Source organism: Psychroserpens sp. (assembly GCF_036960315.1).
Classification (GTDB): domain Bacteria; phylum Bacteroidota; class Bacteroidia; order Flavobacteriales; family Flavobacteriaceae; genus Psychroserpens.
On record NZ_JBALVR010000001.1, the window covers coordinates 711,839 to 727,132 of the forward strand.

Below are 15,294 nucleotides of genomic sequence, written 5' to 3' on the forward strand. Positions count from 1 at the left end.
ATTAAGAAATAATAAATATGAACACATGAAAAAGGGACTATACATACTATTTACTGTTTTACTTCTGTCATGTAATGGGGAAAACGTACCAGATTGTTTTCAAAATGCAGGTGATATTATTGAAAAGGAATTTGATGTCGAAGCATTTACTAAAATAACTGCTTTTCAACGGGTAGAATTAATTATTACAGATGCGCCAACGCAAAGTGTTACTGTGCAAACTGGAGAATACTTAATGGATGATATTGAAGTTAGAGTAATTGATGGTCGCTTAGAACTCTATAACAATAATTCTTGTAATCTTACAAGGAATTATGGTGTTACAAAAGTTTTTGTAAATGTGCCAAATTTAACTGAGATACGAAATGCATCCGGATTACCAGTTAGGAGTGAAGGTGTTTTAAATTATGATACACTACAATTATATTCAGAAGATTTCACAAATGAAGATGCATTTAATGTAGATGGAGAATTTCATTTAGAACTGCAATGCAATATATTAAAAATTGAGGTCAATGGTCTTTCAAGTATGTTTTTAAATGGAGAAACTGAAAACCTAAATATTCGTTTTGTTGCAGGTGACGCTCGATTTGAAGGCCGAAACTTAATCGCTCAAAATGTAAATATTTTTCAGCGAAGTAGTAATGACATGATTATTAATGCGCAACAATCCTTAACAGGTGAAATTAGAAGTACTGGTGATGTGATTGTTGTTAATACGCCTCCAATTGTTGATGTGGAGCAATTTTATACTGGACAGCTTATTTTTGAATAGTTTATTCAGAAGTTAGTTCTCTAAACAAACTTTCTAAACTTGCATTTTTTTGGTTAAGCTGAAGGATTTTTAACTGATTATCATGAGCAAAATCAAAGACATGAGATCGCATATCTTCGCCAGCAGAAAATGTGATTTCGTAAATAAAGTCATGCGTATTCTTAACGGTTTTCGCATTAGGCAATTTCAATAAAAAAGCATCTTCAACGCGATAGTCAAATTCTACAATAACCGTTTGTTCCTTATCGTCACGTAATTCTGTTAGTTTTTTGTCGGCCACAATCTGACCCTTATTGATAATAATCACACGATCGCAAATGGCTTCAACTTCCTGCATGATATGCGTCGATAAAAAAACCGTTTTATCCTTACCAATATTCTTGATTAAATGTCTGATGTCTACCAACTGATTTGGGTCTAATCCGGTTGTTGGTTCATCTAAAATTAAAACAGACGGATTGTGTAATAAAGCATTGGCAAGCCCAACACGTTGTCTATATCCTTTTGATAACTGACTAATTTTTTTATGCGCTTCAGGTGTCAATCCGGTAAGCGCTATCACTTCATTTATTCTCGATTTAGGTGTCTTGTAAACGCTGGCATTGAATGCAAGATATTCTTTCACAAACATATCTAGATACAATGGGTTGTGTTCTGGTAAATAACCAATGGTGTTTTGTACCTCTTTTTTATCAACTTCAACATTAAAACCACTTACTTTAGCGAGACCTTCAGTGGCATTGATATAGGTGGTGAGGATTTTCATTAGTGTTGATTTTCCTGCGCCATTTGGCCCTAGAAATCCAACAATTTCACCTTTGTTTATAGAAAAAGATATACTGTTTAGCGCTTTTTGCTCGCCATACACTTTAGTAATGTTTTCAACCTCAATAGACATATATGAATATATTTATTCAAAAATAGTAATTATTACTAATGACCTCCTTTAAATTATGAATTCTTTAAAACTGTAACGAAAAACTCAAAAATATGTTATAACAATTTTGATTTCTTAAAATAATAATTACATTAGCACTTCAATTATGAACATGAATACATTAAATCATACATATCACAACTGGTTTTATTTCTTTTTTAGCGGAAAGAGCGAGACGTTGTATGTATAATTTATAATAAATAAATTAAATATGAGTCTCGATGAAAATCGGGACTTTTTTTATGATTAAATCAGTCGCCATACAAGGAATAAAAGGGTCGTTCCATCATATTGTGTCACAACAGTTTTTTGATGATTCAGTCAATGTCAATGAATGTTTAACATTTGATGGTGTGGTTGATAGCATTCTTGATAGTCAAACCGATGCTGCAATCATGGCTATAGAAAATTCTATTGCAGGTTCTATTATTCCAAATTATGCGTTAATTGATAGTCATAACTTGCATATTGTAGGTGAGCACTATTTAGATATTCAGCATCATTTAATGGCATTGCCGCATCAAACTATTGATGATATTAAGGAAGTGTATTCGCATCCAATGGCATTATTACAATGCAAAGCGTTTTTCAAGCAGTATCCACATATCAAATTAATTGAAGATAAAGACACGGCCGAAGTAGCGCAACGTATTCAGAAGCATCAAACAAAGCATATTGCAGCAATTGCTTCTCGATTGGCAGCTCAATTGTTTGAACTTGAAATCATTTCAGAAAGTATTCAAACCATAAAACATAACGAAACTAGATTTGTGGTTGTGAAAACTCAAAACTCTGAAATTTCAGAAGATCAGATAAATAAAGCGTCGGTTAAATTTGAATTAGACCATAAAAGGGGAAGTTTAGCAACTTTTTTGAATGTTTTAAGTGATTGTAAGTTAAATTTAACTAAGATACAATCACTCCCGAAAATTGAAACACCTTGGAAGTATGCCTTTTTTGTGGATTTAACTTTTGAAAGCTATACAGATTTCGAAAAAGCAAAATCCATTATGACCATAATGGCTCAAGATTTTAAAGTGTTGGGAATATATAAAAATGCAAGACTATGATACAGATTGCTAACCGACTACAAAACGTTGAAGAATACTACTTTTCTAAAAAATTAAGAGAAGTAGGCATACTCAAATCTCAGGGGAAACCAATCATTAATTTAGGAATTGGTAGTCCAGATTTAAATCCGCCAGAACGCGTTCTCAACGCCTTGGTAGAAACGTTTAATCAAGATGGAGCCCACAAGTATCAAGGATATAAGGGGATTCCAGAGCTCAGAGAAGCTATTGCAGGGTTTTATAAAAGACATTTTAATGTGCCCCTGAGTCCTTTAACAGAAGTGCTTCCACTTATGGGAAGTAAAGAAGGGATTTTACATATATCCATGGCATTTCTAAACGAAGGTGACGAAGTGCTTATTCCAAATCCGGGATATCCAACCTATAAATCGGTGACCAATTTGGTAGGCGCTGTTCCAAGATATTATGATTTAACTGAAGAGAATAACTGGTTACCAGATCTTTTAGAACTGGAGAAACAAGGTGTAGATAAGGTAAAGCTAATGTGGGTGAATTATCCGCATATGCCAACAGGAGCTCAAGCCACGAATAAGTTATTTGAAGATCTAATTACGTTTGCAAAGCGTAACAATATTTTAATTGTAAATGACAATCCGTATAGTTTCGTTTTGAACAAATACCCAAGAAGTATTCTCAAATATAATGGCGCTTCAGATGTTTGTATGGAGTTGAATTCGCTGAGTAAAACTTTTAATATGGCAGGTTGGCGTGTCGGAATGTTGCTTGGTCGAAGTGACTATATCAATGCTGTATTGCGCGTGAAAAGTAATATGGATTCTGGGATGTTTTTAGGTATTCAAAAAGGTGCTATTGAAGCTTTGAACTGTTCAGATATGTGGTATTTAAGTTTAAATAGTGTGTATGAACAACGTCGAGAGATTGTTTGGAAAATAGCAGATGCACTCAAATGCACCTACGATAAAACGGCAACAGGCTTATTTGTTTGGGCAAAATTACCAGACTATTTAGATGCCGAAGAATACATTGATTTGATACTGAAAGAAAAGTCTATTTTCATTACACCAGGAACAATTTTTGGTAGCAACGGAAAAAGACATATAAGAATATCACTATGTGCATCGCAAGACGATTTGGAAGAAGCACTATCAAGATTGAAATAAGTAATGAATAATATATACATCATAGGCGTAGGGTTAATTGGCGGAAGTCTGGCATTAGATATCAAATCTAATAATGGCCATGCTAAAATCTTCGGAATTGATTCTAATGAAAGCCATTTGGATGAAGCGCTTGATCTCAAAATTATAGATTTTAAAGCGACTTATTTGGATTTGAAAGGTGCCGATTTAGTAGTGCTTTCTATTCCTGTGGATGTAGCAGTTGTTGAACTACCTAAAGTATTAGATGCGATTTCAGATGACACCTTAGTTATTGATGTTGGTTCTACAAAACTTCCAGTTTGTAAAGCTGTAGAAAAGCATGATAAACGGCGTAATTTTTTGGCAACACATCCAATTTCTGGCACCGAATTTTCTGGGCCTAAAGCGGCTATTAGAGATCTGTTTCAGAAGAAAACGAATATCATTTGCGAGGTTGAAAAAACAACTTTTAAGCTGCAAGAGAAGGCGTTACAGATGTTTTCAGACTTAGGAATGCGTATTCGATATATGAATCCAGAAGCGCATGACAAACATATTGCTTATGTGTCTCATTTATCGCATATCAGTTCGTTTATGCTAGGAAAGACGGTCATCGAAAAGGAAAAAAACGAACGCGATATTTTTGATATGGCAGGTAGTGGTTTTGAAAGTACAGTGCGTTTGGCAAAAAGCTCTCCTGCAATGTGGACCCCTATTTTTAAACAAAATAGAGCGAATGTTATAGAAACACTTGACGAGTATATCAACAATCTAAAACAGTTTAAAGCTTTAATGGAAGCTGATGATTTTGAGGAGATATTCAATGAAATGAAAAACACAAATCATATAAAAGATATTTTAAACGGAATACAATAAAAATGTTGGGTCTAACGTATCAAACTGAGCGGAGTCGAAGTGCAGTCGAGACCTATTTAGTAGAGAATTATGGAAAATAAAAAAGAAATGAGAACATGGTTAGATGATTTAGGGTTAAATCATCCATTAGTAATTGCAGGACCATGCAGTGCAGAAACTGAAGATCAAGTATTAAAAATAGCGCATGAGCTTAAAGATACAGATGTTAATTACTATAGAGCTGGTATTTGGAAGCCAAGAACACGTCCAGGAAATTTTGAAGGTGTAGGTGCATTAGGTTTAAAATGGTTACAAAAAGTAAAAGCAGAAACAGGTTTAAAAACAGCAACCGAAGTTGCCAATAGAAATCACGTAGAATTAGCTTTAGAGCATGACATTGATTTATTATGGATTGGAGCGCGTTCAACAGTAAGTCCTTTTATAATGCAAGAAATTGCTGATGCATTACAAGGAACAGATAAAGTTGTATTAGTTAAGAATCCAGTAAATCCAGATTTAGCCTTATGGTTGGGTGGTATTGAAAGATTGTATACAGCTGGTATTAAAAATTTGGGAGCAATACACCGAGGGTTTTCAACCTATGAGAAATCTAAATATAGAAATATTCCTGAATGGCAACTCGCTATTGAATTTCAAAATAAATTTCCAGACTTACCTCTAATTAATGACCCATCTCATATTACAGGAAAGAGAGATATGATTTTAGATGTGTCTCAAAGAGCTTTAGATCTTAATTTTGACGGATTAATGATTGAAACGCATACAGATCCTGATAATGCATGGAGTGACGCTGCGCAACAAGTCACACCTAGTGCCTTAGTTCAAATTATGGAAGATCTTAAAATTAGAAAAGAATCTGATCCAGAAAAAGAATACAATACTGATCTTAATAATTTAAGAGCTCAAATTGATGTTGTAGATAATCAAATTATAGATTTATTAGGAAAACGAATGAAAGCTGCCGATGGTATTGGTTCTTTGAAAAAACAAAAGAACGTTGCCATTTTACAGAGCAAACGTTGGAACGAGATTCTAGGAAAAATGGTTTTAGAAGGTGATGAAAAGGGACTAAGCGAAGAGTTTATCTTGCGTATGTTTAAAGCGATTCATCAAGAATCGATTAATCATCAAGAAAAGATTATCAACGGATAAATAGAATTAAAACAATAAAAAAAGCCTCACAAAACTGTGAGGCTTTTTTTATTGTTTCTATTTAGTCTTTGATGTCTTGTGAGTTCTTTAATGCAAGTTTGTTTAATACAGTTTGTTCGAAACTAGTCATGATTTTTAAATGGTCATTATATTGTTTATCGGTAAAAAGAGGTTTAGTATGCTTGTTGATTTCATTAATTAATGAAGGTATCTCTTTTAGAATCTCATCATAAGAATAGTCTGAGTCTTTATCATCTAAACGAGACATTCTGTACGTGTATTTTGATATAATGCCAGCGTATTGATCTTCTACTTCATTACTAAGTTTTAAATCCAAAACTTGGTTGTAAAACCAGATGTGCAGATTTGAAAATTCCTGTGTGGTAAATAGAGCTACTTTATTGTTTTTTCTTGCAATTTGCTTTTGAGACAAATGTTGCGCATTTATATTTGTGAAGGAAAAAATACAGATTCCGATTAAAATTAACTTGAAAGTTTTCATAATATTTTGCTTTTAAATTATACCTCAAATATACTCTTGATGTGCGTACGAAAATAAAAAATAAAAGCGACGTGACCTAAATGGAAAACGAAGTATCTTTTTAAGACCTTAAAGTTTATATCTTTTTTTTTATTTGCTTAATCGCATTCCTTTCTTTATCAAATAATAACCTGCAGATAATACGATGATTAATGAGCTTATACCTATTAGTGTCATAGGTTCTAGATTCTTAAAATCCAGATCAATAACATGTCTAGAAATTCCGATTAAAGCTACGAGTAATACGATTTCGACATGAACAACATCTTCTTTTAGGTACATTTTTACAGTATGTACTAATTCAATACCAATTAGAACTAACAAAAAACCTCCAAATATTTTATGTAAATGGGTTAGTATGTTATTATTAGAAAAGGAGTCTTGATATTGCGAAATAATACCATTAAATAATAAACTAATAAAGATAATAGTCGAATATAATACAACAACTAAAAGAGAGAATAGTAAAATTAATATGATTGCTTTTTCAATGTATTCAACTATTCTGATCAAATTGTTTTTATTCATTATTTAACGTTTTGAGAGTTTTTTAATTGAAGCTTATCAAGGACTCTTTGTTTGAAACGAGTCATTATATATACATGATCATTATATTGCTTAACAGTAAGAATAGGTTTTGAATCCTTGTTGACTTTATTGATTAATGAATGGATCTCTTGTACAATTTCATCATAAGAATAATTTGAATCTTTATCATCTAAACGCGACATTTTATGGGTGTATTTAGATATAATATGACCATACTGTTCTTCAACGTCATCGCTAAGTTCTAATTCAAGCACATTATTGTAAAACCAGATATGAAGATTTGAATATTCTTTAGTACTAAATAGCTCTACTTTATTGTTTTTTCGATCTATTTGTTTTTGAGTTAAGCTTTGTGAATTGACACTGATGAATGATAAAATACAGATTCCGATTAAAATTGATTTGATAGTTTTCATGATATTTTGTTTTAAATTATACACCAAAAGTACTGTGGATGTACGTTTTAAAACGAAAAATAAAAGTGAAGTGACCTAATTGGAAAGTGAAATGACCTTATGCTAATGTGAAGTAAAATGGGTTAAGAGTTTATCCAATTTTTCACCTCATTTGATTTGGCTTTACTTACGACAATCCGATCTTCATAAGGTGGATTGATATTTATAATAAGTTTGCTATTGAAGTAAAATTTCATATTGACAATAGCCTCTCTATTCAATATGAATTGTCGATTGACTCGATGAAAATTATTTGGATTTAATTCTAGTTCTATATCCTCTAGTTTTTTATTGATTATATAGGATTGATTGTTAAATGTCGTCGCTTTTACCATTCCTGTATCAATATAAAAGTAGGCGATGTCTGCTATTTTTATAGGCAATAGTTCGTCTCTCTTTTGAACCAAGTAGGTCGATTTATACTGAGTTGTTTTTGTTTGTAACATCTCTAATAAACCATCTATATCGCTAGTTGTAGTTTTTGATGAATTGTAAGAGGTATTAAATTTATCTATAGCTTCTGATAACTCTTCTTCACTAATAGGTTTTAGTATATAATCGACGCTATTAACTTTAAATGCTTGAATGGCATATTGGTCATAAGCCGTAGTGAAAACTATAGGTGTTTTGATATCGACTTGCTTGAAGATTTCAAAGGATATACCATCTGCTAGATGTATATCCATAAAAATTAAACTAGCTTCAGTTCCTTCAGAAAAATAGGCAATAGACGATTTTACAGAATCTAAAATTTTAATAACCTCAATGTCTGGGTCTATGTTGTTCAATAAGTACACAAGGTTTTCACTTGCTGCAATTTCATCTTCTACTATGACGACTTTCATATAAAATTAATTTAAAGGCAGTTTTACTCTAAACATATTGTTAGCGTTACTTATTTTAATTTGCTTTTCTTTTAATAGGGTATATCTTTTATCAATATTTGCTAAACCTTGACCTGTACTATCAACAAAAGTTAATCTTGGCTGTATTTTGTTTTCGACGACTAACTCATCTTTCTCAATATAGATACTTACTTCTAATGGCTTTTCTTCAGAAATTTCATTGTGCTTTATAGCATTTTCAACTAATAGTTGCAACGTCAATGTTGGAATATCCTGATTTAAGTAAATGTCATTAATATCTATTTTAATACTAAATCGGTCTCTATATCTTGTTTTAATTAAATAAATATAACTATTTAAAAATTTGAGTTCTTCATCTAGTGTCACTAAGTCTTGCTGCCCACTTTGTAAGATGTAGCGATACATATAAGACAATTTGTTTACAAAAGTTGTAGCCTGTTCATTTCCTCTAATTAAAGAATTTAAGGAGTTTAAAGAGTTAAATAAGAAATGCGGATTAATTTGATTTTTTAAAGCTGATAACTCGTTTTGTAAGCTTTGTCGTTTGAGCAATTCTTTTTCTGCAATATCTTCTTGATGAGTGATTTGAAATCTCAAAATTCTTGATATAAAAATGAGTATGACAAGAATAATAAAATACACAAAGTATAGTAAGCCTTTATCTGAGGAATTCATGAGGTCATCAGCAAACTTTTGATGTATAAAAATAAAGCTTAATACAGTGATGAAAAATAATATAGCATTGGTTAAAATAACGAAGATTGTATTTAATGATTTACCAAAATTGAAAAATCTATGTTTCCAATTTGTGTTAAATTGAAGCGCTATCCAACTATAAGTAAATAAAAATAAAATTCGTATAACTATATCTATAATTGTAGCAGATGTAAAAGATGCTCCTAGGCCTCCAACTACATCATAAAGTTCTAAAAATCTTGGTAAGTTGATTAATACAGATACCAATAAAGCTATAGCAAATATGGTAGACTGTTTTACATTTTTAATGTTCAAAACCAAGACGTGTATTAGTGTTTTATGGAATGGTAAATTAGTCAAAATATATTATTTATTGTATTTAATGCTGAATTAAAAAGAGACTGTCCAACCCTGAAAGACAGTCTCAAACTTTAATTGCTATTAATCATTCAGGGTTTATTGATTTTCATTAAGTAGGTCATCATCTTGGTTTGGATAACTAATGTTGTTTTCATAGTCACCGTATTGATTTAAATGTTCTGATGGGTTATCATACATTTCGAGGCCTGTATCCATTCCAATAGATGTGATTAGACAAATGAATATTCCGCTTACTAAAGTTATAAGGACTGTTTTCATGATTTCTAATTTTATTTAATTAGCTCTTTTATTAATTTTTTAGAAAAGTCTTCAGACGTTTTTTCTAAATCTTTAGGATTATCTATAACTGTTGTAATAACAGATGATAATTGATTGTTTTCTTGTTGAGTCAAATCATATACTAGTGTCTCTAGAACATAATCTTTACTCGTATAACTTGTTGTGGTTTTGGGTTCAACATTCACGTATATTGTCTTGTAAGATCTATAGAATCCTCCGTGGCGGCTATTAAAATATAATGTTGGATACGTGTTTTGATAATATATTGTTCCAGCTTGAGTTAAGGTTTGGGTGTATTCGTTAACATCTTTTAATACAGTCATTATCACGACATCTATACCAGAGCTTGTGAGTTCTTCCTTAAAAACTCTTAGTTGCTCATCTGTTAAGGTTTTATCAGATTTGATAACTGGAAACATTTTATAACTCTCTAAAGATTTGTATCCCTTTTTGCTTAGTTGTTCTACAATATCTCTTTCAAATGTTGTTCTTATTATAGTGCTTTCGCTTTCAGTTAAAACCATAATGTTTTTATTTTCTATTTGAGAGGTTTTAACATCTTTCCATGAGTCTGTGACTTTTACTGATGAGCATCCTGCCAATAATATTGATAATGATAATACGCTTACTACTTTACTAATTGTTTTCATGATTCTTAATTTTATAGTGTTATTGTTCTTTTAAATGAAAAGTTGCTTTTCATCGTCATTTTGATAAATAGGATCTAAAATCAAATGTTTTATTGTTTCGTGATTTTTGATTTTTAATAGCCCTATAATCTGTTTGAATTGTTTTCCTAAAACTGATTTTAATGTTTTAATCACGTCGTTCTTATTGTTTAAGTATTCGTAATTTTTAGTTGAAAAGTTCATAATATTTTATATTTAGTTGTGTATGGCTTGATTTCTTATACAAATGTAGCACCGCAATAAGCCTTTAAAGTCTCTTAATTAGATGAGGCGACTATAAAAAGAAGTGAAGTGACTGTATGGTAATGTGAAATGATATAACTTTGTTTCTTAACGTATATAATATTGAATTATGAAACTATTTCCTTTGGAGTTAAAATATTTGTTTTGTGTAATATCCATCTTCTTTTGTTTTGGATGTGGTCCAAAGATTGGTCATTCAGGTTTTTTGGATAATTATGATAATTTAAAAGAAAGTGAAGCAAATGGCTCTATGCTGTCATACATAAGTCCGGATTTTGAGAAAGGCAAATACAATAAATTCATGATTGCAGATATTGTAACTAGATTTGGAGAAAAAGCTAAAGGAAATAAAATTGATCAAGAAAAACTTAATGAATTAACCTCATTTTTCAAAACTGAAATAATAAAAACATTAAGTACAGATTATAAAATTGTAGAAACACCTGGAGATGATGTGGCTCTAATTCAAATAGCAGTAACAGAAATTGTTCCTGGAAAATTACTTTCAAACATTTTCCCTGCTAGTGTTGTTGTTAATACAGCTACAGGAAGAAATAAGGGAGGAGCATATCTAGAAATGAAAATTATTGATTCACGGACCAAAGAACTACTAGGACAGGCTATAGATAATCGTAAAAACAGAGGTTACCTTAAGAGCTTTAGTAAATTTGGAAATGCTAGAGGCGTAATGACGTATTGGGCAGGTTTACTAAAGGAAACAATAGATTTTTACAAAAATTGAGTATATAACGAACGTGTAATAATCAAAGACTATTCAACTATTAAATAAGATTTATTAATAAAAAACCCCTTACATTTCTGTAAAGGGTTTTATTTTAATTTTTATAAATTAATTGCCTCGTCGTTTTTTCTTTGTGTCTTTTTCATTTCTCTCGCTTCTATCATCACGACGTTCTCTGCTGTCTTCTCTACGCTCTCTACTATCTTCAGCAAGCTCTCTTTTGGTAGCTTCTATGTCTTGTTTCATAGTGTTTACAAAATCTGAAATGAGCGTTTTATTAATGAGCGAAGAATCCATGTTGTCAAATGAAAAATTAAAATCTTTAAGCGTTTTCAAAATCGATGCTTGTTGCTCCGCTCTAGCTATTTGCTGCTCAAAGTCTCTAATATCATCACGTCTGTCTCGTTTGTCGTCTCTTTTATTGGCTTGATCACGCGACATGTCTTTTTTATCATCGTTTCTATCAAAACGTCCTCTTTTTGAGTCGTCCTTATTATCTCGTATTTCACGCCTGTCTGAACGTATTTCAGATGAACTTTGTGCAATCTCTTTTCTAGCCTTTTTTGCTTTCTCACCACTTTGCCCAACCTCTCTAATCATATCAGAAACAATACTGGCTTTTAGTTCATTGACTTTGGCAGAATCTTTACTGTCAAAAGAACTATTGAATATATTTAATTTAGCCGCAAATGCTTGCAGCTCTTTTGTGTCGCGTTCTAGATTTTTCTTTCCCTCTTGAATCTGTTTTGTATTTTGAATCGCTTCTTTAGCGTTTTGAGCATTTGTCCCAAAACTAAGGCAAAGTGCGATTAATAGAAATTTAATTGAAAGTTTCATTTTTTAAGCTTTTATATTTTAATTAATCATTATTTGATTTACTATAGACGACTTCGTAAGTCATACTTCCTTCAAGATTAGTATTTTTTTTATAAAGAACGTCATTATATTCGTAAAGTATTTTACCATCAATGACAACTTTTTCGGAGTCTTCATGAATGTCATTTAATACAATTCCAACAGGAGGTTGAGAGACTTCATAATTCCCTTCGCTTTCCGTTGAGTTTGTGGAAGATTCAGAATAATATACACCTGAATGATAAAAGTAAATTGATGGTCCTATAACAATTCTTGTATAACCAACAGGTAATACGGTAATTCTAAACCCTCTAGGAGGCATAACGACAATATACTGATCACCATACATAGTGTAATAAATTCCTGAATAATAGTAGTATGGTAATCCTCCATAAACCAGTCTTACATGATGCCTAGGTAAGACTCCTATAACACGTCTATGTCTTGGATACCTAAAATGAGGACTTCTTCTTATAGGCTGTGTTCTATATCTATCGTTATGTCTATTATGAGTAGAACTTACTCTATCATTTGTGTGTGTTTTTTCTGTTTTTACACTTCTGTTTTTTGTAGTATTCCTTTTTTGACCAACTATTTGGTTAGGGAATAAAAACAAGCATAGTAATAAGCTAATTCCTAGTGTTTTTTTTAGTGTAATCATCATTATATGTTTTGCATTGTTTCAAGCATTATTGCATGATTCTTCAACAAAAGTATACATGATAGAAGTGCTTAATTTTAAAATAGAAGTGAAGCGACTAAAAACTAAGGTGAAGTGTCTCTTTTAGATCTTAAAGTTTAAAATCGGTTTATAGATTTTTATTTAATTGCTTTTAATCACCCAAAATTGATGTTCACTCATTATCGGTTTTCGTTTGTTGTCCTTTCCAATAGGTTTGATATAAGAAACCTAACAAACTCAATTATGAAATCACTAATGACTTTATCATCCTTTGGACAAGATATTATTAAAGGCATCATTAATATATTTTATAATGGCACGCAAATTGGTTCAAAGAAAGAAATTAGGATATAAAAATAGACCATCAATTGACGGTCTTTTTTTATTGGTAAATGCTATATAATTAGCATCTTTGTTATATATGACAGGAATCGTTTATAAATCGACAGGAAGTTGGTATGCTGTAAAAACAAACCTTGGTGCTACCTATCAATGTAGAATAAAAGGTAAATTTCGTTTAAAAGGAATTAAAAGCACCAATCCGATTGCAGTCGGCGATGTTGTGGATTTTGAACTCGAAACCAATAATGATGACATTACAGGTGTTATTCATAAGATTCACGATCGCTCTAATTATATCGTTAGGAAATCAGTCAACCTCTCTAAACAAACACATATTATTGCGTCAAATATCGACCAAGTGTTTTTGTTAATTACCATAGATAATCCACCAACATCTACAAGTTTTATAGATCGTTTTTTGATTACAGCAGAAGCCTATTCAATAAAAACTGTTTTATTGTTTAATAAAGTGGATAGTTATTCTGAAGACACACGCAACGAAGTCAGATACTTAGCACATGTCTACAGAAAGATAGGTTATGAATGTATCGGAATTTCAGCAGAAACCGGAAAAAATGTAGATAAAGTAAAAGCACTTATGATTGGTAAAGTGAGCATGTTTGCTGGACATTCAGGCGTTGGGAAATCTACTTTGGTCAATGCTATAGAACCTGGATTAGATTTAAAAACTAAAGCAATTTCTACGCAACATAGTCAAGGGCAACACACCACAACGTTTGCCGAAATGTTCGATTTGAGTTTTGATGCCAAAATTATTGACACACCAGGAATTAAGGGTTTTGGTGTAGTTGATATGGACAAAGAAGAAATAGGAGATTATTTCCCAGAGTTTTTTGAACTGAAACAAGATTGCAAATTCAATAATTGTTTGCATGTTGAAGAACCTAAATGTGCTGTTAAGAATGCATTAGATAAAGATGAAATTGCCTATTCGAGATACAGAAGTTATCTTCAAATTTTAGATGGCGAACAGGAAAACTACAGAACCGATAACTGGGATAATGAATGAAAGCAGTTATCCAACGTGTATCAAAAGCTTCAGTAACTATTGAAGGAATAAAAGTTGCAGACATCAAGTCTGGGTTGCTCATACTTCTTGGTATCGTCAACGATGATACTCTAGAGGATATTAAATGGTTGTCTAATAAAATTGTGAATCTTCGTGTTTTTTCAGATGACAATGGCGTGATGAATGAATCCTTAATTCAAACTCAAGGTGATGCTATCGTTGTAAGCCAGTTTACACTTCAGGCGAGCATAAAAAAAGGAAATAGACCTAGCTATATTAAAGCGGCAAAACCTGATGTTTCTATTCCTCTATACAAAGCATTTGTAAAACAGATTGAAACAGATTTAGGTAAAGCAATTCAAACAGGTGAGTTTGGAACAGATATGAAAGTTGAGCTACTCAATGATGGACCTGTGACTATTATAATTGATACAAAAGATAAAATATAATGGCATCAATTTTTGGCCATGGACTAGTGGCTTATACCACTGCAAAAGTTATAGATTCTAAAACCAATACCTTGTTATTGTTTTTGGCTATTGGCTCGTCAATACTACCAGATCTAGATGTAATAGCATTTAAATTAGGTATCGATTATATGCATCCTTTAGGTCATAGAGGGTTTACACATTCGATTCTATTTGCATTAATTTGGAGTGGAGTCTTGTCTTTTTTCTTCGGAAAAACGAGGAAGTTCATATTTATGATCGTCTTATTTTTGTCAACAGTATCTCATGGCCTGTTAGACGCTATGACTACTGGCGGAAGAGGTGTTGGCTTCTTTATTCCGTTTGAAAACTCGAGACACTTTTTTCCATGGAGAGTCATTAAAGTCTCACCAATTGGTATTGAGAAATTCTTTTCAGAATGGGGAGTTCGTGTCATTTTAAGCGAACTTCAATACATTGCTATCCCTTGTGGTATTGTGTTATTAGTATTATACCTCTTCAATAATCAATATTTATCAAAAAAAAGTGATTGATTTCATAATTTTTACACACCTTTTTCCTACA

At 31.7% G+C, this 15,294-nt stretch carries 19 protein-coding genes; 9 read left to right on the forward strand and 10 right to left on the reverse strand.

Translation table 11 applies throughout. The annotated features are described in order from the left end of the window. The first annotated feature begins 25 nt into the window (after positions 1-25). Positions 26-775 carry a head GIN domain-containing protein gene (locus V7719_RS03155; protein WP_335728400.1) on the forward strand — a complete coding sequence of 250 codons (750 nt, stop codon included), beginning with the start codon at positions 26-28 and terminating at the stop codon, positions 773-775. Between the two features lies 1 nt (position 776). On the opposite strand, the gene gldA is transcribed toward V7719_RS03155, so the two are convergent. Then, positions 777-1,673 (reverse strand): gliding motility-associated ABC transporter ATP-binding subunit GldA, encoded by an 897-nt coding sequence (gene gldA / locus V7719_RS03160; protein ID WP_335728401.1) that lies wholly within the window; start codon positions 1,671-1,673, stop codon positions 777-779. Positions 1,674-1,954: 281 nt separating this feature from the next. Here gldA and V7719_RS03165 point away from each other — a divergent pair, with 281 nt between their 5' ends. From V7719_RS03165 to V7719_RS03180, 4 genes are all read left to right on the forward strand, one after another. Further along, positions 1,955-2,782 carry a prephenate dehydratase gene (locus V7719_RS03165; RefSeq protein WP_335728402.1) on the forward strand — a complete coding sequence of 276 codons (828 nt, stop codon included), beginning with the start codon at positions 1,955-1,957 and terminating at the stop codon, positions 2,780-2,782. Then, positions 2,779-3,924, forward strand: coding sequence for a pyridoxal phosphate-dependent aminotransferase (locus tag V7719_RS03170; RefSeq protein ID WP_335728403.1), 1,146 nt, complete (start codon positions 2,779-2,781; stop codon positions 3,922-3,924). Before V7719_RS03165 ends, V7719_RS03170 begins: the two co-directional genes overlap by 4 nt. Before the next feature lie 3 nt (positions 3,925-3,927). Continuing rightward, positions 3,928-4,779 (forward strand): prephenate dehydrogenase, encoded by an 852-nt coding sequence (locus V7719_RS03175; RefSeq protein ID WP_335728404.1) that lies wholly within the window; start codon positions 3,928-3,930, stop codon positions 4,777-4,779. Positions 4,780-4,848: 69 nt separating this feature from the next. Beyond that, complete coding sequence (locus V7719_RS03180; protein WP_335728405.1) at positions 4,849-5,931, forward strand: bifunctional 3-deoxy-7-phosphoheptulonate synthase/chorismate mutase type II; 1,083 nt, start codon at positions 4,849-4,851, stop codon at positions 5,929-5,931. Between the two features lie 61 nt (positions 5,932-5,992). Here the strand turns inward: V7719_RS03180 and V7719_RS03185 are convergent, their stop codons facing one another. The 7 genes from V7719_RS03185 to V7719_RS03215 form a co-directional block, all read right to left on the reverse strand. Further along, positions 5,993-6,433, reverse strand: coding sequence for a hypothetical protein (locus tag V7719_RS03185; protein WP_335728406.1), 441 nt, complete (start codon positions 6,431-6,433; stop codon positions 5,993-5,995). Between the two features lie 129 nt (positions 6,434-6,562). Then, positions 6,563-7,000 (reverse strand): phosphate-starvation-inducible PsiE family protein, encoded by a 438-nt coding sequence (locus V7719_RS03190; protein ID WP_335728407.1) that lies wholly within the window; start codon positions 6,998-7,000, stop codon positions 6,563-6,565. Next, positions 7,000-7,437 carry a hypothetical protein gene (locus V7719_RS03195; RefSeq protein WP_335728408.1) on the reverse strand — a complete coding sequence of 146 codons (438 nt, stop codon included), beginning with the start codon at positions 7,435-7,437 and terminating at the stop codon, positions 7,000-7,002. The genes V7719_RS03190 and V7719_RS03195 overlap by 1 nt, the downstream gene beginning before the upstream one ends. A 122-nt stretch (positions 7,438-7,559) precedes the next feature. Further along, entirely contained in the window at positions 7,560-8,321 is a 762-nt protein-coding gene (locus V7719_RS03200; protein ID WP_335728409.1) for a LytR/AlgR family response regulator transcription factor, read from the reverse strand. A 6-nt stretch (positions 8,322-8,327) separates the two neighbouring features. Next, the gene (locus V7719_RS03205) at positions 8,328-9,353 is read right to left on the reverse strand and encodes a sensor histidine kinase (RefSeq protein WP_335728410.1); all 1,026 of its coding nucleotides are present in this window, start codon (positions 9,351-9,353) and stop codon (positions 8,328-8,330) included. A 141-nt stretch (positions 9,354-9,494) separates the two neighbouring features. Then, positions 9,495-9,677, reverse strand: a complete 183-nt coding sequence (locus tag V7719_RS03210; protein ID WP_335728411.1) for a hypothetical protein — start codon at positions 9,675-9,677, stop codon at positions 9,495-9,497. A gap of 11 nt (positions 9,678-9,688) precedes the next feature. Then, on the reverse strand, positions 9,689-10,348 hold the full coding sequence (locus V7719_RS03215) for a hypothetical protein (protein WP_335728412.1): 660 nt from the start codon (positions 10,346-10,348) through the stop codon (positions 9,689-9,691). A gap of 391 nt (positions 10,349-10,739) precedes the next feature. Here V7719_RS03215 and V7719_RS03220 point away from each other — a divergent pair, with 391 nt between their 5' ends. Further along, a complete protein-coding gene (locus V7719_RS03220; protein ID WP_335728413.1) occupies positions 10,740-11,372 on the forward strand; it encodes a DUF3313 domain-containing protein in 633 nt (210 codons plus the stop codon). A 108-nt stretch (positions 11,373-11,480) separates the two neighbouring features. On the opposite strand, the gene V7719_RS03225 is transcribed toward V7719_RS03220, so the two are convergent. Together V7719_RS03225 and V7719_RS03230 are read right to left on the reverse strand one after the other, a co-directional pair. Next, positions 11,481-12,209: a hypothetical protein gene (locus V7719_RS03225; RefSeq protein WP_335728414.1), complete on the reverse strand. Its 729-nt coding sequence runs from the start codon at positions 12,207-12,209 to the stop codon at positions 11,481-11,483. A 22-nt stretch (positions 12,210-12,231) separates the two neighbouring features. Then, a complete protein-coding gene (locus V7719_RS03230; RefSeq protein ID WP_335728415.1) occupies positions 12,232-12,888 on the reverse strand; it encodes a DUF6515 family protein in 657 nt (218 codons plus the stop codon). 442 nt (positions 12,889-13,330) lie between these two features. On the opposite strand from V7719_RS03230, the gene rsgA reads away from it, so the two are divergent. The 3 genes from rsgA to V7719_RS03245 are packed head-to-tail and all read left to right on the forward strand — an operon-like array spanning position 13,331 to position 15,263. Next, on the forward strand, positions 13,331-14,281 hold the full coding sequence (rsgA, locus tag V7719_RS03235) for a ribosome small subunit-dependent GTPase A (protein ID WP_335728416.1): 951 nt from the start codon (positions 13,331-13,333) through the stop codon (positions 14,279-14,281). Then, positions 14,278-14,730, forward strand: coding sequence for a D-aminoacyl-tRNA deacylase (dtd, locus tag V7719_RS03240; RefSeq protein ID WP_335728417.1), 453 nt, complete (start codon positions 14,278-14,280; stop codon positions 14,728-14,730). Before rsgA ends, dtd begins: the two co-directional genes overlap by 4 nt. Then, positions 14,730-15,263, forward strand: a complete 534-nt coding sequence (locus V7719_RS03245) for a metal-dependent hydrolase (protein WP_335728418.1) — start codon at positions 14,730-14,732, stop codon at positions 15,261-15,263. The genes dtd and V7719_RS03245 overlap by 1 nt, the downstream gene beginning before the upstream one ends. The last annotated feature ends 31 nt before the right edge of the window (positions 15,264-15,294 follow it).

Excerpts from the sequence above, each read along its gene's own strand:
- V7719_RS03155 (WP_335728400.1), top strand. The coding sequence starts at position 26 with ATGAAAAAGGGACTATACATACTATTTACTGTTTTACTTCTGTCATGT.
- gldA (WP_335728401.1), bottom strand. The coding sequence starts at position 1,673 with ATGTCTATTGAGGTTGAAAACATTACTAAAGTGTATGGCGAGCAAAAA.
- V7719_RS03165 (WP_335728402.1), top strand. The coding sequence starts at position 1,955 with ATGATTAAATCAGTCGCCATACAAGGAATAAAAGGGTCGTTCCATCAT.
- V7719_RS03170 (WP_335728403.1), top strand. The coding sequence starts at position 2,779 with ATGATACAGATTGCTAACCGACTACAAAACGTTGAAGAATACTACTTT.
- V7719_RS03175 (WP_335728404.1), top strand. The coding sequence starts at position 3,928 with ATGAATAATATATACATCATAGGCGTAGGGTTAATTGGCGGAAGTCTG.
- V7719_RS03180 (WP_335728405.1), top strand. The coding sequence starts at position 4,849 with ATGGAAAATAAAAAAGAAATGAGAACATGGTTAGATGATTTAGGGTTA.
- V7719_RS03185 (WP_335728406.1), bottom strand. The coding sequence starts at position 6,433 with ATGAAAACTTTCAAGTTAATTTTAATCGGAATCTGTATTTTTTCCTTC.
- V7719_RS03190 (WP_335728407.1), bottom strand. The coding sequence starts at position 7,000 with ATGAATAAAAACAATTTGATCAGAATAGTTGAATACATTGAAAAAGCA.
- V7719_RS03195 (WP_335728408.1), bottom strand. The coding sequence starts at position 7,437 with ATGAAAACTATCAAATCAATTTTAATCGGAATCTGTATTTTATCATTC.
- V7719_RS03200 (WP_335728409.1), bottom strand. The coding sequence starts at position 8,321 with ATGAAAGTCGTCATAGTAGAAGATGAAATTGCAGCAAGTGAAAACCTT.
- V7719_RS03210 (WP_335728411.1), bottom strand. The coding sequence starts at position 9,677 with ATGAAAACAGTCCTTATAACTTTAGTAAGCGGAATATTCATTTGTCTA.
- V7719_RS03215 (WP_335728412.1), bottom strand. The coding sequence starts at position 10,348 with ATGAAAACAATTAGTAAAGTAGTAAGCGTATTATCATTATCAATATTA.
- V7719_RS03220 (WP_335728413.1), top strand. The coding sequence starts at position 10,740 with ATGAAACTATTTCCTTTGGAGTTAAAATATTTGTTTTGTGTAATATCC.
- V7719_RS03225 (WP_335728414.1), bottom strand. The coding sequence starts at position 12,209 with ATGAAACTTTCAATTAAATTTCTATTAATCGCACTTTGCCTTAGTTTT.
- V7719_RS03230 (WP_335728415.1), bottom strand. The coding sequence starts at position 12,888 with ATGATTACACTAAAAAAAACACTAGGAATTAGCTTATTACTATGCTTG.
- rsgA (WP_335728416.1), top strand. The coding sequence starts at position 13,331 with ATGACAGGAATCGTTTATAAATCGACAGGAAGTTGGTATGCTGTAAAA.
- dtd (WP_335728417.1), top strand. The coding sequence starts at position 14,278 with ATGAAAGCAGTTATCCAACGTGTATCAAAAGCTTCAGTAACTATTGAA.
- V7719_RS03245 (WP_335728418.1), top strand. The coding sequence starts at position 14,730 with ATGGCATCAATTTTTGGCCATGGACTAGTGGCTTATACCACTGCAAAA.